The sequence below is a fragment of the Novosphingobium sp. SG707 genome (assembly GCF_012275515.1).
Taxonomy (GTDB): domain Bacteria; phylum Pseudomonadota; class Alphaproteobacteria; order Sphingomonadales; family Sphingomonadaceae; genus Novosphingobium.
The window spans coordinates 987,159-1,008,719 of sequence record NZ_JAAZQL010000001.1; the positions used below are offsets into that span (position 1 = coordinate 987,159).

Consider the following 21,561-nt stretch of genomic DNA (forward strand, 5'->3'; position numbering starts at 1 on the left):
TAAAAATCGATGAGAGGATGAATTTTCCTGATGCGGCCCTGCCCTTCAACAGACATATTTGCAGAAATAAAAATGGCGGAAATTTTTGCCGGCATTCCCGAACCAGCCGTGACGTTATAAGATTTAAAAGAGGTTCATCGGATGATTGATTTTCATCTTTTCCTGACAGTAGTTCAGCGCCATGATGGTCAATAATCTATGCTAGCGCCTTTTCTTACTCCGCCCTATCTGCCGTTTGTGATCGCATTTTTGGTGATGATCGGGATCGGCCTGATTGAGGCAATCGGCCTGGGTTTTGGCAGCCTCGATCTGCATGGAGACGTTGCGCCAAGCGGCTCGGCGGGTCTGCTCGACTGGCTGGGCCTTGGCCGCGACATTCCGATTTTGATCTGGCTGACTTCGCTGCTGGCCTGCTTCACATTGACCGGGGTTGCGCTTCAGAACATCGCTGTGGCGGTGGTCGGGGGCCCACTGGCTTGGTGGCTGGCCTGTGGCGTCGCCCTGTTGCTGGGCGGGCTGCTCAACACGCTGGCGGCCAATGGGCTTATGCGGATCATGCCCTCTTTCGAGACCACCGCCATTTCCACCGATGATCTGTTGGCGCGGCGCGGCGTCATATTGGAAGGCACAGCCCGTCGCGGAGCGCCTGCACGCGCCAAAGTGGTCGATCAATACGGACAGGCGCATTTTATCATGGTCGAGCCGCACAATGATAAGGATGAGATCACCTCGGGCCAAAGCGCGCTGATCGTGCGGCGCGAGGGGCCCATCTTCTTCGTGCTGCCCGACGAAAACACACAACTAAAACCAATTTGAACCAATGATTCCACGCCTCACTCTGGAGAAGGCATCATGCCGCAGTCACTCATTGAAATTCTGATCTATGCGGGGATCATCCTTGCAGCACTGGTCGTTATCGGCATCATTCTCACGCGTCTCTATCGCCGGGCGACCAAGGACATAGCGCTGATCCGAACCGGCTTTGGCGGTGAAAAGGTCGTACTCAACGGCGGCATCATGGTCATTCCCGTGCTGCATGAATTGATGCAGGTGCGTCTCACCACAGTGAAGCTGGAAGTATCGCGTCTCAACAAGGATGCGTTGATCACGCTCGACAAACTGCGTGTTGATGTGATCGGGCTGTTCCACATCAAGGTGAAGCCGGATGCCGGCTCGATTGCCGCTGCCGCGCAGACTCTGGGCGCGGCGGTCAACAGTCCGGAGGCGGTGAAATCGCTGCTCGACGGCAAGCTGGTGTCGGCGCTGCGTTCGGTTGCCGCGACGATGACGATGGAGCATCTTCACGCCAACCGCGCCGATTTCATCCAGAAGGTTCAGGAAGCGCTGATGACGGATCTGGATATGAACGGTTTCCAGCTGGAATCGGTCAGCATCACCCATTTCGACCAGACGGCTTTTGAGCATTTTAATGAAAACAATGCTTTCGATGCGGAAGGCCTGACAGTTCTCACGCGCACCATCGAAGAGCGCAAGAAGATCAGAAATGATATTGTCGCGACCAATCGGGTGGAGATTGAGCAGCGCAACCTTGAGGCCAACAACCAATCGCTGGAAATTGCACAAGCGGCCGAGCAGGCAAGGCTGACGCAAGAGCAGACGCTGGCTGCGCTCCGCGCCGAACAGGCAACCGCCATAGCAACAGCAGAGGCGGAACAGACCCGCTTGGCCGAGATCGCGCGTATCACCGCCAATCAGGCCAAGATCGTTGCGCAGACCGAAGCCGATAAAATCATCCAAAGCGCCAATATCGCCCGTGACGGGGCCATCCAGACCGCTACTATCGAGCGTGACCGCACCATCGAAATCGCGCGTATCACCACGGCGGTGCAGACAGCGCAAAAGTCGGAGGAAGAATCGACCGCGACGGCTGCTGCGAATGAGGCGCGCGCCCTTGCCGTCAGGGCCGAGGAAAGCGTTGCCACAGCCAAGGCGACCGAAATCGCCAATCGTAACAAGAATGTCGCGGTGATTGCGGCCACACAGCGCGCTCAGGAAGAAGCGGTGGGCATTACCGTTGCCGCCGAGGCGGAAAAGGAAGCGGCCGAGGCGCGCGCGATGGCTCTGCGTACGGAGGCAACCGCCGAGGCCGATGCCGAAAAGGCGCGCGCCGAGGGCCGTGCAGCCGCGTTCAAGGTCGATGCCGCAGGCCAAGCCTCGCTTAACGAAGCCACCAACATTCTGAGCGAAGCCCAGACGGCCCTGCTGTTGCGCAAAGCGATGCTGGAGGCGCTTCCCGCTATTATCGCGGCCGCCAGCAAGCCCATGGAGAATATCGACAAAATAAGCATTGTCGATGCACGCGGGCTGCATGGCAACGGATCGGATACCGCGCAGAGCGAAAGCCATCCAAACCTTGCCGATGCCGCTGTGGCAGCTGCGATGCGTTATCGTGTGGGCGGACCGCTGATCGATGGCTTGATGGCGGAATTGGGTATGACTGGCGGAACACTGAACGGCATGCTGGCCGGTACAGGTGCAACTCCATCTCTGAGCGAGGCCGCCGCGAGTTCAGCAGCATCAAATCAGGCGTAAGAGCTATCACGGCGGGTCGATATCGGCCCGCCAGACGTTAGAGTTCAACGGATCTGCAAGCAGCCAAATGGTGACGGCGGCCGGTGGACGATACTCGTCGTTTTAGGCCCGCGATCGTTTGCTGACGCCGCCATTCCTAACGTTCGCGGGCCCTGAGAACGGCCGTTTCCCTCAGAACCCGGCATTCAAATTAAACCATGCAGCAATATGAGTAATGGGGCGCCCCCTCGGGCGCGCCGGGCCGCCAATGCACTGGCTACTTCGAAGCCTATGCCCGTATTGGCCCCGGTGACAATGAGGCATTTGCCTGACTGATCGGGCACATCGACCGTTGTAAATCCCTCGGATGGCATGGATTTCTTCTCCTCGACGCGACCTGCTCCTGAAAGCCGTTACGGACTAAACCGCCTGCTCGCCGGCGGCTTGTCGAATGGCCAATGCGATCTCGTCTTCGCTGCGGCCTCCGTTGATGGCGATGCGCCCGCCGAAGATGAAGTGAGGGACCGATCTTACTCCGGCGGCCATTGATCGGGCTGCCTCCTGTTCGACACGCCGATGCTGCGCTGGGTCGAGCGCGATTGCGCGGGCTTCATCGCGTTCGAAGCCATAAGCCACGGCGATATCGGCAAGGACATCGGCATCCGAGATGTTTTTGGCCTGCAGAAAATGGGCATCGGTGATGGCAACCGCGAGCTGATGCTGCGTCTCTCGCTCGCGCGCGGCAAGGATGAGACCGTGCGCCGCCTGCGTCCGATAGGTCCAGGGCTGGCGGCTCAGATCGAGATCAAGGCCGGAGGCGCGGGCTTCCGCCTCGGGACGGGCAAACGATGCTTTCGGGTCGGTAATGCCATAGCGCGAGCGCAGAAGATCCGGGATGTAAAGACCTTCCACCGGAGCATCGGGCAGCAAAAGCACCGGATGCTGACGGATATCCACCTCGAGTCCCGCGAAGCGCTCCGCCAGGACCTTATCGAGACGGTGGTGCCCGATGATGCACCATGGACAGGTGATCTCGGTATAAAGATCGATTTGCAACATCATGTCATCCTTCTGATCCCGGCGCGCTCGGCACGTCTGGATGGCCTCAGGCTGCTTTGTCCAAGACCGCGCGCACGTGAGCCTCGGCGGCGGCGATGGCGGCCTTGGCCGCATCAGGCCCGAAAACGGTGCCCTCTACGCGGATGACTTCAACATCGGTCAGGCCGATGAAGCCCAGCAGGTGGCGCAGATAGTCGGTCTGGAAATCGAAGGGGGCCCATTGGCCTTCGGAGAAGACACCGCCTGTGGCCGTGACGAGATAGACCTTCTTGCCGGTCAGCAATCCTCGTGGTTTGCCGTCCTCACCATAGCCGAAGGTCACCCCCGGCCAGGTGATATGATCGAACCAGGCCTTAAGCTGGGTTGGCGGACCGAAATTGATCATGCCCGACCCCAGAACGATCACATCGGCGGCCTTCACTTCGTCGATAAGGATCTGGGCAAGGCCGACCGCCTCTGCCTGCTCGCTCGTGCGCGCCTCTGGCGCCGCAACGCGGCCCTGGATGTAAGCCTGCGCGATATGGGGCAGCGGATTGGCGGCAAGGTCGCGGGAGACAATCGCGCCGCCCGAGTGAGCTTTCAGACCATCGGCGATCTCACTCGCAAAGCGGGTGGACAGGCTCTGGGCGCCGCGCGGGCTCGATGTGACGAGGAGGATGTTGGTCATGACTGCTCCGGCCTAAAGGGTGGTAATTTCTTGTTACCAACCCTATTATGGTAACCGTCCAAATCCTCGCAAGAAGGCACTTTCATGACACCTGGTCACATTGATTTTCCTACCCCCGGCGAAGGGGAGGATTGCCGGATGGTTCGGGAAATCCTTGATCTTATTGGCGATAAATGGACCCTGTACATCATCGCAACGCTCAAGGACGGGCCGGTTCGGTTCAATGAGTTGCGGCGCCGGATCGATGGAATCTCGCAGCGAATGCTGACGATCAACCTGCGCGGACTGGAACGTGACGGGTTGGTGAAGCGGACGTTGTTTCCGACTATTCCGCCGCGCGTGGATTACGAACTGACGAGTGTGGGCAAAACGCTTCTTGCGCCGGTGATGGGCCTCGTTACCTGGGCGAACGGCAATCAAGAGAGCATCCGGCACGCGCGCGATCGATATGACGCAATCCAAGGCGCTGATCTGTCCGAACTGTAACAACTCAGAACTGTTGAGCTTAGCGCGCCTTGCTGCAGGCCTGGGTTCTTCAGCGGAAGGAGGATGGGATTATCCATAATGGCTCCCCCTTCAGGGAGCGACACAGACCTGCTGTTGCTCGCCCAGTTTTTCGATGCCCAATTTCATCACATCGCCCACCTGCAAATAGCGCGGCTCAGGCTTTTGCCCCATGCCCACGCCGGGCGGCGTGCCGGTGGTGATGATATCGCCCGGCAGCAAGGCGACGAAGCGCGAGATATAGGCCACCAGATGCGCGACGCCGAAAATCATCGTGCCCGAATGGCCGTTCTGCATCCGCTGGCCATTCACATCCAGCCACATTGAGAGATTCTGCGGGTCGCCCACCTCATCACCTGTCACCAGCCAGGGGCCGACCGGGCCGAATGTGGGAAAGCCCTTGCCCTTGTCCCAGGTTCCGCCCTTTTCCAATTGCCACGCGCGTTCGGAAATATCGTTGATGACGCAATAGCCCGCCACATAATCCAGCGCGTCGGCCTCATCCACCTCATAGGCCGGAGAGCCGATCACCACACCCAATTCGACCTCCCAGTCGGTCTTTTCGGAGCCGCGCGGGATAATCACCGGATCGTTGGGTCCTTGCAGGCAACTGACCCATTTGTTGAACACCACCGGTTCGGGGGGCAGCGGCAGATTGGCTTCGGCGGCATGATCGGCATAATTGAGCCCGACCGCCAGAAATTGCCGCGTGCCGGACACCGGCGCGCCATAGCGAAATTCACCCTCGACCATCGGCAGCGAGGCCGGATCGAGCGCGGCCAGTCGGGCCAGCGCGGCGGGCGCCAGCACATCGGGCGTGATATCGGCAACATGACCCGACAGATCACGCAGCGATCCATCGGGCGCGATCATGCCGGGGCGCTCCTGCCCCGCTTCCCCAAAGCGACAAAGCCTCATCGACGCATCCTTCCTCTTGTAAAACTGATCATTGCCCGCAGCATCCATGGCGCGGCGCCACCGCCTCGCGCGCGGTGCCGCCAATGCCGGGGTTGAACGTGTTGCACGGGTCCAGCGCGCGATAATGATCGCGCAGCGCCGGTTTGGCCTCATAGAGATGGCCGACATTATGCTCGGCCGGATATTCCGCCCCCCGCGCATCCAGCAGCGGCAGCATCGCATGTTCGAGCGCCATGCCGTCCACGCCCTTGGCCACGATATAGTCCTGATGAAACACATGGCACAGGAAATGGCCGTAATAGAGCCGGTGGAGGATCTTGCCATCGATTTCGGGCGGCAGATGCTCGACCCAATCCAGACAATTGCGCGGCAGGGCGATGTCGAGCGCGACAATGTCCTCCACGCTGTCGGCATGGACCTGACGATAGCGCACCGCCGCACCGGCCGCGACAAAGCGATGCAGAAAGGCCGCCGCGCCTTCCTCCGGGGTGCATTCGATCGCCTCTCCGACCGCCGAAGGGAAATGGGCGGCCAGCCAGTCACGCGCCTCGCCATAACCCTCGCCGGTGACGCGCAGCATCAGGTGATGTTCAAAACGGTTGCGGAAATCGATCAGGCGCGGCGGCAGATGGTCGGGCAGGCAATCGGCCAGCCATTGCAGCGCCCGGTCCGACCAGCCGCCCGGCAGAATCCCGTCCGCCCATGCCTTGGCCGCAAAAAGGCGCGGCAAACGGTCCGTCCCCAGCTTGCGGATGGCCAGAAACGTGTCCTTGCCATAGCGCGCCGCCAGATCGAAACAGGTGCGGTGCATATATTCGCCCGCCACCGGCAGATGCGCAAAGTCGCCCAGGATCGCCCGGCGCAAGGCGGTCAACTCCGCCGGATCATTGGTGCCGATATAAAAGACATGGCTCTGCGCCTCACGCGGGAATGTATCGAGCCGGACGGCAAAGACCGCCACCTTGCCCGCGCTGCCCGATGCTTCATACAGGCGCGTCGCGTCGGCGTTGAAGCGCGCAGGCGTCGGCGCCTCGATATCGCGCAGCTTTTGGGCATAGGTGCCGTCGCTGGCCGCACTGGCAAGGGCCGGATCGATGGCCGCCTCGGGCAGGTCCCCTGCATCCAGCCGTGCCAGCATCGCCTCGGGGTCCGCCCCCAGATCAATGCCCAGATGATTGACCAGCACCAGTTGGCCCGCCTCATCTACCCGCGCATAAAGCGCCAGTTCGGTATAGGCCGGACCGCGCCGCACCAGCGCGCCGCCCGAATTGTTGCATACCCCGCCGATCACGCTGGCGCCGATGCAGGAAGAGCCGATTTCGGAATGCGGCGCCCGGCCCAGTGGGCGCAGCCGCCGTTCGAGTTCATAAAGCGTGGCGCCGGGCAGGCATACCACCTGCGCGCCGTCGCGGATCACATGGATGCGGTCCATCCGCCGCGTGGAAATCACCACCACCGGCCGGTCATAATCGCCATGCGGGGTCGAACCGCCCGTCAGCCCGGTGTTCGACGCCTGACACAGGATGATGGCGCCGGCCTCGACGCAGGCCGCCACCGCCCGCCATTGCTCGACCAGCGAGCCGGGGCAGACTACCGCCAGCGCCTGCCCCTTGCCAAAACGATAGCCTTGGACAAAGCGCCGCGTGGCCTTGGCCCCCACCCGCAGATGAGCGCGTCCGACAATGGCGCGCAAACGCGCCAACAGGGCCTCCTTGCGCTGCTCGTTCCAGTCAGGGGCGGGATAGGGCAAATGCGGTATGGTCATGCCTCGACTTTACACCGGCGGCTCTGCGCCGCGATGCATAAAATCTCGGAATACGTGGATAAACTGGCCTGCAAGGGTCTGTATCCGCAATCGGGCATCGGCCGGCATCCGGGTAAAAATCTGAAGCTTTATGGTTAGACGCCGACTGCGCAAAGGCAGCAGCCGACGCCTAACCAACAGCCGCCGTGTCAAACTCCAGGGCCGGGCGAGCGGCCTGATGGCCCATTGTCACCTCGGTGTCAGAAATCGGGGGGATTCTGACAGGTCCGGTCCCTTGTCCGGTTCGACTTGCGGCATTCAACTCCTCTCCCGCACTTGGCCTTGCCAAAATCTTCGGCAAGGCGGAGGCAGAAAGCTGAAATTGCGTCATGCGCAGGGCTGCTTTTGCGCTTTCGTCATCCGAAAGCAAACGGATATTATTGATCGTTTACGGCAATATTTTTGATATTATTTGAACCCATCACATAATGATCTGCGCGGCGGCGCTCAACCCTGCCCTGACGCGATCCATGACGCCCGCATCGGCCCGCGATGAATGAACAGCATAGGCGGAGTGGGAAAATTCCGGGCTTCCCGGCACCAGTATCAGGCGCCCCTCCTCCAGATAGGGCCGGATGAAACCCTTGCGGAAATACCCGCTGCCCCCCGCCGCAAGGATATATTCCAAAGCCAGCGGACCATAGCTGATCGACATCACCGCATTGGGCTGATCGGGGAAAGCGGCCTGATAACTGGCCGCAAATTCCTCGCCCCAATCGATCTGCACATGATCCTCGGGCTTCAGTTCAACCGAGGTCGGCGTGGTCCTGACCAGCACCAGCTTTTCCTCAAACAGCAGTTCGGCGACGATACCGGGACGGCTGGGCGCCGCATAGAGCACGGCCACATCCAGCGTGCCATCCTGCACCTGCTCCATCAGACGATCCGCCGTGTCGATCTGGGTGCTGACGGCAATATCGGGGCATTCCCGGCGCATCCAGATCAGCCAATGCCGCAGCAAGGGGCTCCACAGGCTAAGCTCCGCGCCGATGGTCACCACCGTCTGACGCCCCGGCGGCAGCGCCACCGCGCGCTGGGCGCGGGCCCAGACCTGCACCAGCGTGGTGGCAAACCGCTGGAACTGCTCGCCCGCAGGCGTCAGCTTCGCCCCGGCCTTGTTGCGGATGAACACCGGCCGCTCGAGTTGCTCCTCCAACACCCTGATCCGCGCGCTGACGGCGGTCTGGGTCAGATTGAGATTGTTGGCCGCCCCCACAAAGCTGCCGGTCTTGACCACTTCGAGGAAAGTGCGGGCGATGCCTATATCCATCCCATCATCATCCTTGTGTTAAATTCGATCAATGCAATTTTCCGATTGTCATTAACATGAGAAGCTGTCCTCCCAAAGCGCCGCAATGGGCCACCCTTTCCGCCCGCACTTGGCCCCGAAACCCGGAGAAGGCGCAAAAATTCGATGGATGAACCGCAAATATTGGCATTGGATAGCAGAAAGCAGAGCGGCTAAATCCTGCCTCAAAAGGGTAAGATCACGATGGCTCGGATGAAGATATACAGCCGCATATGCAATGGTTTGGGCGTATCCTCCCGCGCCATGATGGCCACGGCCCTACTCGCGCTGGCCACGGCCGTCCTGTTGCTGATCCAGCGATATTTCGCCTTCGCTGATTCCTCGCTCTACATTTTTGTCATTCTCGCGATGTCAGTGGCGATCTCGATCATGGCCCGGCGCGACGACGAGGCCTGATAAAACCCTTTACGCCCCTGCCGAAAACAGATTTAGCTTTAAAATCAATTTAATGCATTTTATTTGTTTATTCCATTCAAAATTTTGCTTTTGTGTAGCCCCCGCCCTGCCCGCTAGTGGCCCGCCTCGATCCAGAGGGCGGCCGGGCATGCGGTCTGTTTGCCCATCGGGAAGAGTGCAAGCCCAAGCGAAACATCATCCCATGTGGCCGCCCCAGCCTTTGCCCCCTAGGCCTTTGACCATCGACCGCCGCAAACTGCTGTTTTCCATCAGCAGCTTCTTGGCCGCTGCGATCACTCTGGCGATAGCCTTTGCCGCCAGCCTGCCACGCCCATGGTGGGCCCTGCTGACGGTCTATGTCACAGCCCAGCCCATGGCGAGCGCCTTTCGCCCCAAGGTCATCCATCGCCTGTTGGGCATTGCGGTTGGGGCGATCACCGCGCTGGCGGTCGTGCCCAATCTTCAGAATTCGCCCGCCTTGCTGGTCCTGGTGATGGCGACATGGACCGGATTGTGCATTGTCCTTGCCGTGCTGGACCGCAGCCCGCGCGCCTTTCTGTTTCAGATGGCCGCCTTTTCCAGCGCCGTCATCAGCTTTCCCTATCTCGATGATCCGGCCAATATTTTCGACACAACCATCGCGCGGGTCGAGGAAATGGCGGTGGCCATTCTCTGCGTCACGGCGGTCCACGCCTTACTTCAACCATGGCGCGCCATCGATCCAATCCGGGAACGGGCCGCCAAATTTCTGGAGGACGCGGCAGCATGGTGCGCCGATGCCGTCGCCATGGGCAGCATCCGGGCCGAACCGCTCCATCGGCGCAAGCTGGCCACCGATGTCACCGAAATCGGCATGATCGCGCTGCATCTGCCCTTTGACGATCCGGCCGCCCCCGCCACCCGCAGCACGATCAGGGCGCTGCAACATGAATTGACCGAGATCCTCCCGCTGGCCTCGGCGGCGGCAAACCGGCTCGCGCTGCTCGATGTCGGGGGCGGTTGCGGCTCGCCGCTGATGGCTCTGCGCGAGAGGATTGCGCAATGGCTGGGCGAGGCCCGCGCCGGGGATGAGGCATGGATTGCCCAAGGCGAAGCCCTCGCGCGCCTCGCGGGCCAAAGCCCAGAACCGGGCGCGCATCCATGGACCCACCTGCTGCGCGAAAGCGCGGCGATGCGCATGGGCGGGATGGTGACCGCGCTGGTGCGCGCCCATCGCCTCGCCGCCACCTTGGGGGCAAAGGCGCCAGACCTGTCGGATTATCGCACCGACCGCTTTCCGCTGGCCCGCGATTACGGCATCGCGGCCATGGCCGGATTGGCCACGGCGGCCGCGATCATGCTCTATTGCGCGGTCTGGGTGCTGCTGGCCTGGCCCGCCGATTCGGCCACGGCGGCCTTTGCCGCGCTGATCACCTGCTCCTTTGCCGCGCAGGACGATCCAGCCCCGGTCATCGGGCGCTATCTCATGGCCACCTTGCGCACCTTTCCGCTGGCCGCGCTTTATCTCTTCGTAATCCTGCCCCGGGTCGACGGGTGGTTCATGCTGGTGCTGACGCTCGCGCCCGCCCTGATCCGCATGGGCTATATTCAGGCCGATCCGGCACGTTCCGCCCAGGCCTTGCCGATGTTTTCCTGCTTCATCGTGGCGATGGGCTTTCTGGCCCGGTTTCAGGGCGATTTTGCCGCCTTTATCAACACCGGCCTGGCCCAGATCGGCGGTATTGTCACCACGCTGGCCATCACGCGCCTGTTCCGCTCGGTCGAGGCGCAATGGAGCCTGCGGCGGGTGTTGTCGGCCAACTGGTCCGAAATGGCCCGGCTTGCCGATATTCGCCGCCCTTTCCGCGCAGGTGACTGGAACGCGAGGGCAACCGACCGCATGGGCCAGATCGCCGCGCGCATGGCCCTGTCCTCCTCAGCCGGGCCGGTCGATGCCGCCGATGCGCTGGCCGATCTGCGGATCGGGCGCAATCTCCTGCCGATACGGGGCGCCCTGCCCCATGTGCCCCATGCCGCCCGCCACCGTTTGGGGGAAGTTCTGGCCATGCTGGTCGAATTGTTTCGACGGCGCGGGATGGCGGGGCAGGAATTGCGACCGGCCAACACGCTGTGTTCGGCCATTGACGGCGCTCTGGCGGCGCTGCTGGCGCTGGGCCCGGACGGGCCCACGGATGGGCCCACCGACTGGCATCGTCACGCCGCGCTGGCCGCGCTGGTGGGTATGCGCTGCAACCTGTTTCCCGATGCCGCGCCCCCCCAGCTGGAGGCAGCCCCATGATCGAGGAAGTGGTCCTGCTGGGCATCTATGCCCCTGCCGCGCTGGTCTGGGCGGTGCTGGCGGTCGTGATGGTCTGGCTGATCCGCCCCGCTTTGCTGCGCCTGCCGCTGGCCCGCCTCGTGTGGCAGCCTGCACTGGTCGAAATCGCCCTGTTCATTGCCGTCTGGTGGGGGCTGTCCGCTCTTGCCGACGCGTTCCTCCCAGCGTGGATTGCGCATCACTCATGATACATCGAACCAATCTCCTCCGCTCGATCGGTACGCTTGCGCTGATTTCGGCCATTCTTTTCGGCATTTATGCGCTGTGGATGCGCTATCAGGTCGAACCGGTGACGCGCGACGGCAAGGTGCGCTCGGACCTAGTGCCGGTGGCGCCCGATGTTTCGGGGCTGGTGACGCAGGTGGCGATTGCCGACAATCAGAGCGTGCGCAAAGGACAGGTCCTGTTCGTCATCGATCCGCCGCGATACCGGCTTGCCCTGGCGCAGGCCGATGCGGCGCTGGCCGATCAGCGCGCCGCGCTGGCTCAGGCCATCCGCGAGGATCAGCGCAACCGCGCGATGCCCGATGTGGTCGCCGCCGAAACCATCGAGGAAGGCCGCACCAAGGTCGAGACCCTGCGCGCGGGGCTGGCTCGCGCTGCGGCGGCCCGCGATCTGGCGCGGCTCAACCTTGAACGCACCGCCGTGCGCGCGCCGGTCGATGGCACTGTCACCAATGTCTCGATGCAGCCAGGGATCTATCTGGCGGCGGGCAAACCGGCGCTGGCGCTGGTGCATGGCGCATCCTTGCGCGTTGAGGGCTATTTCGAGGAAACCAAGCTGCCGATCATCCATCCCGGCGATCCGGCCAGCATCTGGCTGATGGGCGTGCGCGACGAGATCCGCGGCCATGTCGAGAGCATCGCGGGCGGGGTCGAGGATCGCGAACGCAGCGGCGGCGAGGCGCAACTGGCCAATGTCAATCCCGCCTTCACCTGGGTCCGCCTTGCCCAGCGCATTCCGGTGCGCATCGCCATCGACAAAGTCCCTGCGGGCGTGCGCCTGATCCCCGGCCAGACCGCAACGGTCGAGGTCCATCCGCGCGCCGATGGACGCGTCGTGCATAGGAGCCTGCCGTGGTGAGGCGCGCGCTTTGCGTTCTTGCGCCTATCCTGCTGGCCGCCTGCGCGCCGGTGGGGCCCAATTATCATGGGCCGCAGAGCGCGCTCGTCACTCGCCCGGCGGTCAGCGGGCCTTTCGTGTCGGGCAGGAATGCTGTCGATCCGGCCATGCCTTTGCCCGATCGCTGGTGGCGGCTCTATGATGACCCGGTGCTGGACGGGCTGATCGAACAGGCTTTTGCCGCCAACACCGATCTGCGCGTGGCCGATGCCCATCTGGCGCGCAGCATGGCCCTGCTGGGCGAGGCCCACGCCCGGCGGCAGGTGCAGGGCGGGTTCAGCAGCGAGGTGAGTGAGCAGCAACGCTCGGCCGAGCAGGTGTTGAGCCATGTGCAGCCGCATGAGCGCCCACTCTATGACATGGGCATCACGGTCGGCTATGACCTCGACCTGTTCGGCGGGATCCGGCGCGGGATCGAGGCGGCCTCGGCCGACAGCGAAGCGGCGCAGGCCGCGCGCGATCTGGTGCGGGTGGCCGTGGCCGCCGAAACCGCCCGCGCATGGTCCGACATCTGCAACGGCGGAAGCCAGATGGCCGCCATGGAGCAGATCATCGCCACGCAGCGCGGCGATCTGGCGCTGAACCGGCAGATCGTGGCCAAGGGGCGCTTGCCCGCTTTCGAGGCCGAAAAACGTCAGGGGGCGGTCGAGGCAAGCCGCGCCCGCCTGCCGCAAATTCAGGCCCGCCGACGCAATGCCGCCTTCCGCCTGGCAACGCTGATTGGTCGCCCGCCCGAAGAATTCGATCCGGGCTGGCTGGGGTGCAACCGGCCCTTGGCGCTCAGACAGCCGCTGCCGGTGGGCGATGGCGCGGCGCTGCTCCGGCGGCGGCCCGATATCCGCATGGCAGAGCGCCGTATCGCCGCCGACACGGCGCGGGTGGGCGTGGCCATGAGCGCGCTTTATCCCGACATCCGTCTGGGCGCCTCGATCGGATCGACCGGGGCGGTGGTGGACCGGTTCTCGCCGCTGACCAACCGTTTCGCGCTGGGGCCGCAGATAAGCTGGACCATCAATCGCAGCGCGGTGCGCGCAAGCATCGCGGGCGCAAGCGCGGGTGTCGATGCCGATCTGGCCGGTTTTGACGGGGCCGTGCTCAAGGCGCTGCGCGAGGTGGAAACCACGCTCAGCACCTATGCGGCGGATCTCGACCGGCTGGGCGAATTGGAACAGGCGCAAAAGGCAGCGGCGCTGGTGGCGGAAAAGGCGCGTAAACTGCGCGCGGGAGGGCGCATCGGCGCCTTGCCCGTGCTGGCCGCCGACCGCGATCTGGCGCTGGCCGATCAGGCGATGGCCGATGCGCGCGCCGACATCAATGCGGATCAGATCGCGACCTTTCTCGCGCTGGGCGGCGGATGGGAGGGCAGGCCGTAAGCGCCCCCTGTCGCGGAAATGACATGACCGCTCACTATCGGGTGGCACCTCCACCCTTGAGCAAGAGTGATCGTGCCCGTCATCCGCCCCATAGACCGCTGGTTCATTGATGAGGTTCTGCCTCATGAACGCGCCTTGCTGCTCAAGGCGCAGCGGCTTTGCGGCAATTCCGAAGATGCGCGCGACATGGTGCAGGATGTGTTTGCCCGAATGCTGGCCACCGAGGGCTGGGCAGCGATCACCCATCCGCAAGCCTTTATGATGCGGACCCTGCGCAATCTGGCGATTGAGCGGATGCGGCGTTCAAAAATCGTCGATTTTCGCCAGATCGTGGATGCCGATCATCTGGGGCTGGCCGATGACGCGCCCGATCCGCAACAGATCGCCGAGGGGCGCGAGGCGCTGGAGGATTTTCAGCAGGCGCTGGACCAATTGCCCGAACGGTGCCGTGCGGTCTTTGTCCGCCGCCGGATCGAGGAGCAGCCGCCCCGCCAGATTGCGGCCGAGCTGAACCTGAGCCTTTCGACGCTGGAAAAGCGACTGGCGCGGGCCATCGAATTGATCACCCGCGCGCTGGAGCCAAGGCGGCGGTCCGATTACGCAGAGGCAGATGAGGCGGGCGAGACCGCGATGGTCGAATAAATTTTCCGATCCGCTGCGAAATATCTGGCGGTTTTGCCCCGCCCGCTCGTCTTACTGCCATGATCCTGATCGAAAGCACCGCCCGATGACGCCGGAAGCCGCAGCTGCGCAATGGGTCGCGCGGTACGCTCTCGATACGATTGATGAGGCCGATTTCGAAGCCTGGCGCAATGCCGATCCGGCCCATGCGATTGCCTTCAACCGGGCGCTGGCGGCTTATGAAGCCTTCGAAGGGCAAGGTGATCTTGCCTCAGCTCCGGCACCATCACGCCGGGGATTCCTGCGGGCGGCGGGCGGCGGCGCGCTGGCCCTGGTGCTGGCGGGCGGAGGGCTGGCGACGCGGGCCTATGCTTGGAGCAGCGCTTCGGCCCCCATCGGCGGCCATCGCCTGTTGCGCCTCCCCGATGGCAGTATCGCCGCGCTCAACACCGATTCCTGCCTTGCATGGCGCTTTTCCGACCATGAGCGCACGCTGTGGGTAGAACGGGGCGAGGTCGCCATTGATCTTTGCCCCGGCGCCCGGGCAATCCTGCATGGCCGCGATCAGCAGGTGGCACTTTCGCCGGGCCGCTTCAATGCGCGGCTGCGCGGCGATACGCTCGACCTGCTGGTGCTGCGCGGACGGGCGCAGGCAGGCAGACAGCCGATAGGGGCGTTTCAGAGCCTGCTTCTCTCGCCCGATCAGCCGCCCCTGCGCCATCTCAGCGCCGCGCAGGTCGAGGCGGTCATCGCATGGCAGCAGGGCGAAATCCTGTTTGATGAAGCCACGCTGGGTTTGGCGGTTGAGGAATATAACCGTTTCCTGACGCGCAAGATCATCATCGTCGATCCCGAACTGGCCGCCATTCCGGTGGGTGGGCGTTTCACCTCCAACGATCCGGCGGCCTTTCTTCGCGCTGTATCGATGGGGCTGGGCGTGCATGTTTCGGTCTCGGGCACTGCCTATCTGCTGACGCGATAATTTTTTTGCCGCGACTTGGCGGTGGGCGCGCGCCCAATCGTCTTGAAGATCGAGAACGACGCAAACGTTCCTTCCCCAAGAGGTTCCATTCATGTCCCGTGATTTCCGCAAGCCGCTTTTCGCGGCCCTTCTTGCTGCGCCCGCGATCCATGCCGCCCCGGCCTATGCCGCCGGAGAACAGAATTTCGACATTCCGGCCCAGCCTCTGGCCAAGGCGCTCAATGAATTCGGGCGGCAGGCCGGGCGGCAGATCTTCTTTCCGCGCGGCGCCATCGCCACGATGCGGTCCGAGCCGATCAAGGGCCATATGTCGCGCCAGGCCGCGCTGGCCCGATTGCTCGCGGGCAGCGCGCTGACGGTCAGGAATGATGATGGCAAGACGGTAGTTCTGGGCCTACAGGAGGCCCCGCGCGACGCGCTTGCGCAGGCGGTTCCGGCCGAAGATATCATCGTGACCGGCACGCGCGAGACCGGCCAGACCCGCTTTACCGCGCTGGCCCCAATCGACACATTCAGCGGCAAGACTGTCAATTTCACCGTCAGCAGCACGCTGCATGAAAAGCTGGCGCAACTGGTGCCCGCCTTTACGGTCAAGCGCCTGCCCGCCTCGGACGGTCCGCAATTCGTGCGCCCGGCCTCGCTCGATGGCCTCTCGCCGGACATGACGCTGGTGATGATCAACGGCAAGCGTTTCCACCGCTCCTCCTTCATCAACAGCGGGTCGCAGGCCCCCGATCTGGCCCAGATCCCGACCTTTGGCATCGGGCGGCTCGAGGTGTTACGCGATGGCGCATCGGCGCAATATGGGTCGGACGCCATCGCGGGCGTCATCAATATCATGCTGGACACCAGGCCCGGCTTTTCCGCCTTTGTTCAAGGTTCGCAATATTACATGGGCGATGGCGCCTCGGTGCAGGCGGGCGGGCGCGCCGGTTTTGCGCTGCCCAACGGCGGCCATTTGGTGGTGACGGGCGAATATGCCCGCAACGAGGCCACATCGCGCTCGCACCAGCGCGACGACGCCATCGCCTTTGCCGCCGCCAACCCCACCATCGTGGTGCCCTCGCTGGTCCAGCGCTGGGGCAATCCGGAGGGGCGCTCTTTCCGTATGGCGGTGGATGCGGCCGAAAACATCGGCGCCAATGTCGAAGCCTATGCCTTTGGCACGTTCAGCACAGGCAAGGGCTGGTCCGACATCAACTGGCGCAATCCGGCCACCAACAGCAACCTTTACAAGACCACCACGGTCTACCCCGGCTTCAATCTGAACACGATCTATCCCGCCGGTTTCACCCCCAGCGAGCGGGTGCGCTATGACGATATCCAGATGGTGGGGGGCCTGCGCGGCGGCAAGGGCAGCGATCTGAGCTGGGATATCAGCGGTTCCTATGGCTCGAACGCCACGAATTTCTATCTCGATAATTCGATCAACGCCTCGCTCGGCCCCAACAGCCCGCTCAATTTCTATCTGGGCCGCAATGTGCAGCAGGAATTCAATCTGAATGCCGACGGCGTCTATCGTCTGGCCATGCCCTTCCTCGATCGCCCGCTCAACATCGCCTTTGGCGCCGAGCGGCGGGTGGAAAGCTACAAGATCCGGCCCGGCGAATATGCCTCCTATGCGGTGGGGCCGGGGGCGGCGGCGGGCCTTGCCGCCGGGGCCAGCGGCTTTCCCGGTTTCACCCCGCAGCAGGCGGGCGCGTGGAGCCAGACCAGCTATGCCGGCTATCTGGACGTGACCGCGCCGATTACGGAAAAATGGAGCGCGACCGCCGTCATTCGTGACGAGCATTTCTCCAGCTTTGGCAATACGTTCAATTACAAATTTGCCACGCGCTATGAAGTTGTGCCGATGCTGGCGGTGCGAGCCTCCTATTCCACCGGCTTCAAGGCGCCCACCCCCGCCCAGCTCAATTCGACCAGCACCAGTCAGGGTCTCGATACCAACACTTTGCTGGTTTACACCACCGGCCGCCTCTCGCCCACCAACCCCATCGCCCAGTTCTTTGGCGGCAAGGCCCTGCAACCGGCCACCTCGCGCACGATCACGGCAGGCGGCGTGTGGAAGACGCCATGGGGCCTGTCGGGTTCGGTCGATCTTTATCAGATTCGCGTCGACAAGCGCTTCAGCACCTCGCCCACCTATACGCTGACCCCGGCGCTCAAGGCCCAGCTTCTGGCGATGGGCCTATCGCAGGCGACCGATTACAGCACGATTTCCTTCTACACCAATGACTATAACACCCGGACGCGGGGCATCGACATCGTGGTGTCCTATAATCATCAGGTCGGCCCCGGCCGCCTCGATGCCACCGTCGCCTACAGCTATACCCAGACCAAGGTGACGTCAGGCGTTCTCGCGGGCAACACCACGCAAAAGACCCTGTTCGAGCAGGGCCTGCCCCAGCATAACGCCACGGGCAGCATCACCTATACGCTGGGCAAGGTTTCGCTGCTGGGCCGGGGGCGCTATTACGGGGCCTATACCGATTCCAGCGGAAATTCGACCGGCGACATTTTCCAGCGCTTTGGCGGGATCGCCTTCTTCGATGCCTCGCTTTCCTATGCGATGAATCGCAATGTCACCTTGCGCATCGGAGCCGAGAACATCTTCGACACCTATCCGCAAAAGGCCTTATTCCAATACAGCCGGGGCCTGAACTATTCGCGCAACACGCCCTATGACACCAATGGCGGCAATTATTATGCTCGTGTGGATGTGAAGTTCTGATGCGTATTACCCGCCGCTCCGTTCTGCCTGTTGCCGCCGGGGGCCTGCTGGCTCCCGGCCTGCTGGCCGCTGCCCCTGTGTCGCAACCCGAACATAGCGGAAATGCCAAGGCGCGCCTTGGCGTGACCGAAAACCCTTTCGGCCCCAGCCCGGCGGCGCGGCGGGCGATCATCGCCTCGGTGGCCGAGGCACCCTATTATCCGCACAACGAGGCGGCCCTGCGGCAAAAGATCGCCGCGCAGGAAGGGCTGACGCAGGATCAGGTCACGCTCTCGAGCGGGTCGCTCGATGCGCTCACGCTGCTGACGGTGGCGATTGCGGCGGGCGGGCGCGTGCTGGCGCCCCGGCCCACCTATTCCACCCATCTGGCCTATGCCGCGCGGCAGGGGATCGAGACCGACTGGATCAACCTGCGCCCCGACCATCACATCGACCTTGACGCCATGCTGGCCGCCATCGGCCCGCAGACACGGATGGTCTATCTGTGCAATCCGAACAACCCGACCGGCCTGCGTCCCGATCCCGAACAACTGCGGACCTTTTGCATCGCGGCCGCGCGCAAGGTGCCGGTGCTGGTGGATGAGGCCTATTTCGAACTGGCGCCTGATCCGCATCGTCAGTCCATGGGCTCTCTGGTGCGCGAGGGGCATGATGTCATCGTCACGCGCACCTTCTCCAAAGTCTATGGCCTTGCGGGCCTGCGCATCGCCTATACGCTGGCCCAGCCCCAACGCATCCGCCAGCTCAATGCACGCATCACCACCTCGCGCAATCAGGCCGGGCTGGCCGCCGCGCAGGCCTGCCTTGGCGATGCAGCCTATCTGTCGGGCGCGATTGCCTATCTGAAGCAATGCCGCGAGATGATCTATCGGATCTGCGAGGCCAACGGGCTGCGCTATCTGAAATCGGACGGCACCTTTGTCTATATCGATTGCGGGATGCCCGCCGCCGATCTCCAGGCCCGCCTGGCCGCGCTCAGCGTCGAGGTGCGACTGTTCGAGGGCGATGCCTATCGCAACTGGATGCGCGTGGGCACCGCCACGCCGGACGAACTGGCCTATTTCGGCAAGGTCCTGCCCACCGCACTGGGCGCATAGGACCGGGGGCCGGGTTTCAGCACTCGGCCTCGATCATTTGCTTAAGACGGCGGCGGGCCAGCACCGGCCCTTTATCGATCGGCAGCAACGCGGGGCGCAGGTCCTCGAATTCCTCCTCGCCGATTTCGGCGGCCTGCGCGTCGATCATCGGCTTGTCCTCAGTGGTAAACACAAGCTCAAGGGCGGCGAAAAAGCCATCCGCAGCCTCCTCCCCGGCCTTGTCGCGGGCCAGACTGGCAACGTAGAAATAGTGGGTCGTGCCCGAGGTTTCGGGAGTGAAGATGTGCAGCGTCTGCGACCCGCTTTGCCAATCGGGACCTCCGTCGCTGGTTGCCACCGACACGGTAAGGACCATGCTGGCGGGCGGATGCCAGACGACTTCGAGCATGCGATCCACGGCGCGCGCTCCCGTACGATAGACCTGCGCCAGACCGGCGGGCAGCACCTCGCCGCGCATATGCCGCCGCACGATAACCTGCCCCTCCTCCTGCCGCACCTCGACCTTGGCCTGACTGACCTCCGGCGTGCCCAGCAGGGGATGCAGAAATTCGATATGGCTGAGGTCAAGGATATTGTCGCTCATCAATTCGTAAGGGGCCTGTCCGTGCAGATAGCCCGAGCGGACATGAAACTGTTGCGGATCGAGCCTGCCGAAATCGGGGATGGTGGCCCGGTCCGCCTGATCGGGCGTCCCCATCCATATCCACAACAGGCCGTCCTGCTCGACGATGGGATAGGCGCGCACCGAAAGGGCGCCCTTGGGCCCATGCGGATTATGGCTGCATGAGCCGCTGCCGTCGAAGGCCAGACCATGATAGGCGCAGCGCACCGCATCCCCTTCCAGCCTGCCCATGCTGAGCGGAGCGAAGCGATGCGGACAACGGTTGCGAAGCGCGCATAAACGGCCATCGCCGGTGCGAAAGATGAAAATCGCCTCCCCCAGCAAGCGCCGCGTCAGTCGGTTGTTCTCATCCAGTTCACGAGCATATCCCGCCACATACCAGATATTGCGAAGGAATTTTGCTTCCTTGCCGGTTGCCTTACGATCCTCGCGGACGCGCTGTTCGAGCATAGTTTCTCTCCCCAGTCTTGCGCGATTTTGCCCGCTTGGGTTATGCCAGTCTAATAGAGATTAGCACTTGGGATATTCCTTATGGTTATAAAAGCAGAAGTGCGGCAGCTTGAAGCGGTTCAGGCCATCATCGACCATGGATCTTTCAACAAGGCCGCGCAGAGCCTCGGCATTACCCAACCCGCCCTGTCCAAGCTGGTGGCGCTTTTGGAGCGGCAGTTGGGTGTCCGCCTTTTCGAACGGTCGGCGCGCGGGGCCGAGCCGACCGGTGCAGCCAGAATTGTCCAGCGCGCGGCGAGCAATGTCGGGCGGATCGTCGATGAAATTGCCGCCGAACTGGCCAGTCATGCATCCGGCGCCCTGGGGCCGCTGGCGATAGGCGTGACGCCCAGCGTGATGCAGGGCATTGTGCCTGCGGCAATCGCGGCGCTGCCGGGCGGCGCGGCCCTGTCCCTGCGCGTGATCGAGGATCTCGATGACCGCCTCACCCCTCTGCTGGATCGCGGCGAGATCGATCTTATCGTCGGCCCGGTCGGCGGCCTTGAACCGCCACCCCCCCGCTTTGCCGAACATGTCTTGATGGAGGACCGCTTCTTTCTGGGCGTGCCGCAGGATTTTGCGGTGGGGGAAGATCAAGCCCTCTCGCTCGGGGATCTGACCGATGCGCCATGGATCCTTCCCGCGCAGGGCAGCAGTATTCACCGCATGATCCAGGCCTTCTTCATCGCATCGGATGCCCCATGGCCCCATGACCGCATAGAGACCAACAGCATCACCTTGCAGGAACATCTGATCCGCCACGCCGGACGGATCGGCCTGTTGACCAGCGCGCAGATGTTTCGGCGCCCGCCGCCCTTTCGTCTGATGCGCTTGGCAGACGTTCCCGCGCGGCGGATCGGGATCAGGAAATTGCGCAGCCGCATGCTTAACCCTTTGGCCGGGATTTTCGAAGAAACCATAGTCGGTCTGATCACCGGAAGCCCAGCTCGCGGCACCGCCCCCGGCCCTTCCCTTTAGCCGCCCCACCCTCCGGCGCTTGACAAGCTCGGGCATATT

The 21,561-nt window shown here is 63.0% G+C and carries 19 protein-coding genes; 13 read left to right on the plus strand and 6 right to left on the minus strand.

The window, feature by feature from the left end; translation table 11 throughout:
* The first annotated feature begins 237 nt into the window (after window positions 1-237).
* Together FHW92_RS03995 and FHW92_RS04000 are read left to right on the plus strand one after the other, a co-directional pair.
* Entirely contained in the window at window positions 238-816 is a 579-nt protein-coding gene (locus FHW92_RS03995; protein WP_349237641.1) for an OB-fold-containig protein, read from the plus strand.
* A 36-nt stretch (window positions 817-852) separates the two neighbouring features.
* A complete protein-coding gene (locus FHW92_RS04000) occupies window positions 853-2,553 on the plus strand; it encodes a flotillin domain-containing protein (RefSeq protein WP_168601892.1) in 1,701 nt (566 codons plus the stop codon).
* Window positions 2,554-2,952: 399 nt separating this feature from the next.
* On the opposite strand, the gene FHW92_RS04010 is transcribed toward FHW92_RS04000, so the two are convergent.
* Together FHW92_RS04010 and FHW92_RS04015 are read right to left on the minus strand one after the other, a co-directional pair.
* Window positions 2,953-3,594 (minus strand): DsbA family protein, encoded by a 642-nt coding sequence (locus FHW92_RS04010; protein ID WP_168601893.1) that lies wholly within the window; start codon window positions 3,592-3,594, stop codon window positions 2,953-2,955.
* A gap of 43 nt (window positions 3,595-3,637) precedes the next feature.
* Complete coding sequence (locus FHW92_RS04015) at window positions 3,638-4,258, minus strand: NAD(P)H-dependent oxidoreductase (protein ID WP_168601894.1); 621 nt, start codon at window positions 4,256-4,258, stop codon at window positions 3,638-3,640.
* 84 nt (window positions 4,259-4,342) lie between these two features.
* On the opposite strand from FHW92_RS04015, the gene FHW92_RS04020 reads away from it, so the two are divergent.
* Complete coding sequence (locus FHW92_RS04020) at window positions 4,343-4,744, plus strand: helix-turn-helix domain-containing protein (RefSeq protein ID WP_168601895.1); 402 nt, start codon at window positions 4,343-4,345, stop codon at window positions 4,742-4,744.
* 90 nt (window positions 4,745-4,834) lie between these two features.
* Here FHW92_RS04020 and FHW92_RS04025 read toward each other — a convergent pair whose 3' ends face one another.
* The 3 genes from FHW92_RS04025 to FHW92_RS04035 all read right to left on the minus strand — a co-directional run bounded on the left by FHW92_RS04025 (window position 4,835) and on the right by FHW92_RS04035 (window position 8,754).
* Window positions 4,835-5,680 carry a fumarylacetoacetate hydrolase family protein gene (locus FHW92_RS04025; protein ID WP_168601896.1) on the minus strand — a complete coding sequence of 282 codons (846 nt, stop codon included), beginning with the start codon at window positions 5,678-5,680 and terminating at the stop codon, window positions 4,835-4,837.
* Window positions 5,681-5,708: 28 nt separating this feature from the next.
* A complete protein-coding gene (gene dld / locus FHW92_RS04030) occupies window positions 5,709-7,445 on the minus strand; it encodes a D-lactate dehydrogenase (RefSeq protein WP_168601897.1) in 1,737 nt (578 codons plus the stop codon).
* Window positions 7,446-7,905: 460 nt separating this feature from the next.
* Entirely contained in the window at window positions 7,906-8,754 is an 849-nt protein-coding gene (locus tag FHW92_RS04035) for a LysR family transcriptional regulator (RefSeq protein ID WP_168601898.1), read from the minus strand.
* Window positions 8,755-9,036: 282 nt separating this feature from the next.
* On the opposite strand from FHW92_RS04035, the gene FHW92_RS04040 reads away from it, so the two are divergent.
* The 9 genes from FHW92_RS04040 to FHW92_RS04080 all read left to right on the plus strand — a co-directional run bounded on the left by FHW92_RS04040 (window position 9,037) and on the right by FHW92_RS04080 (window position 19,433).
* The gene (locus FHW92_RS04040; RefSeq protein WP_168601899.1) at window positions 9,037-9,189 is read left to right on the plus strand and encodes a hypothetical protein; all 153 of its coding nucleotides are present in this window, start codon (window positions 9,037-9,039) and stop codon (window positions 9,187-9,189) included.
* Window positions 9,190-9,391: 202 nt separating this feature from the next.
* The gene (locus FHW92_RS04045; RefSeq protein ID WP_168601900.1) at window positions 9,392-11,467 is read left to right on the plus strand and encodes an FUSC family protein; all 2,076 of its coding nucleotides are present in this window, start codon (window positions 9,392-9,394) and stop codon (window positions 11,465-11,467) included.
* Window positions 11,464-11,694, plus strand: coding sequence for a DUF1656 domain-containing protein (locus FHW92_RS04050; protein WP_168601901.1), 231 nt, complete (start codon window positions 11,464-11,466; stop codon window positions 11,692-11,694). The genes FHW92_RS04045 and FHW92_RS04050 overlap by 4 nt, the downstream gene beginning before the upstream one ends.
* Window positions 11,691-12,590 (plus strand): efflux RND transporter periplasmic adaptor subunit, encoded by a 900-nt coding sequence (locus tag FHW92_RS04055; protein ID WP_168601902.1) that lies wholly within the window; start codon window positions 11,691-11,693, stop codon window positions 12,588-12,590. Before FHW92_RS04050 ends, FHW92_RS04055 begins: the two co-directional genes overlap by 4 nt.
* Window positions 12,587-14,002 (plus strand): efflux transporter outer membrane subunit, encoded by a 1,416-nt coding sequence (locus tag FHW92_RS04060; RefSeq protein ID WP_349237642.1) that lies wholly within the window; start codon window positions 12,587-12,589, stop codon window positions 14,000-14,002. Before FHW92_RS04055 ends, FHW92_RS04060 begins: the two co-directional genes overlap by 4 nt.
* A 72-nt stretch (window positions 14,003-14,074) precedes the next feature.
* Entirely contained in the window at window positions 14,075-14,644 is a 570-nt protein-coding gene (locus tag FHW92_RS04065) for an RNA polymerase sigma factor (protein ID WP_168601904.1), read from the plus strand.
* 85 nt (window positions 14,645-14,729) lie between these two features.
* A complete protein-coding gene (locus tag FHW92_RS04070) occupies window positions 14,730-15,605 on the plus strand; it encodes a FecR domain-containing protein (protein ID WP_168601905.1) in 876 nt (291 codons plus the stop codon).
* Between the two features lie 91 nt (window positions 15,606-15,696).
* Complete coding sequence (locus tag FHW92_RS04075) at window positions 15,697-18,336, plus strand: TonB-dependent receptor (protein ID WP_210428353.1); 2,640 nt, start codon at window positions 15,697-15,699, stop codon at window positions 18,334-18,336.
* On the plus strand, window positions 18,336-19,433 hold the full coding sequence (locus FHW92_RS04080; RefSeq protein WP_168601906.1) for a histidinol-phosphate transaminase: 1,098 nt from the start codon (window positions 18,336-18,338) through the stop codon (window positions 19,431-19,433). The genes FHW92_RS04075 and FHW92_RS04080 overlap by 1 nt, the downstream gene beginning before the upstream one ends.
* A 16-nt stretch (window positions 19,434-19,449) precedes the next feature.
* On the opposite strand, the gene FHW92_RS04085 is transcribed toward FHW92_RS04080, so the two are convergent.
* Window positions 19,450-20,505, minus strand: coding sequence for an aromatic ring-hydroxylating dioxygenase subunit alpha (locus FHW92_RS04085; protein WP_168601907.1), 1,056 nt, complete (start codon window positions 20,503-20,505; stop codon window positions 19,450-19,452).
* 81 nt (window positions 20,506-20,586) lie between these two features.
* Between FHW92_RS04085 and FHW92_RS04090 the strand changes: the two genes are divergently transcribed.
* Window positions 20,587-21,522, plus strand: a complete 936-nt coding sequence (locus tag FHW92_RS04090) for a LysR family transcriptional regulator (protein ID WP_168601908.1) — start codon at window positions 20,587-20,589, stop codon at window positions 21,520-21,522.
* The last annotated feature ends 39 nt before the right edge of the window (window positions 21,523-21,561 follow it).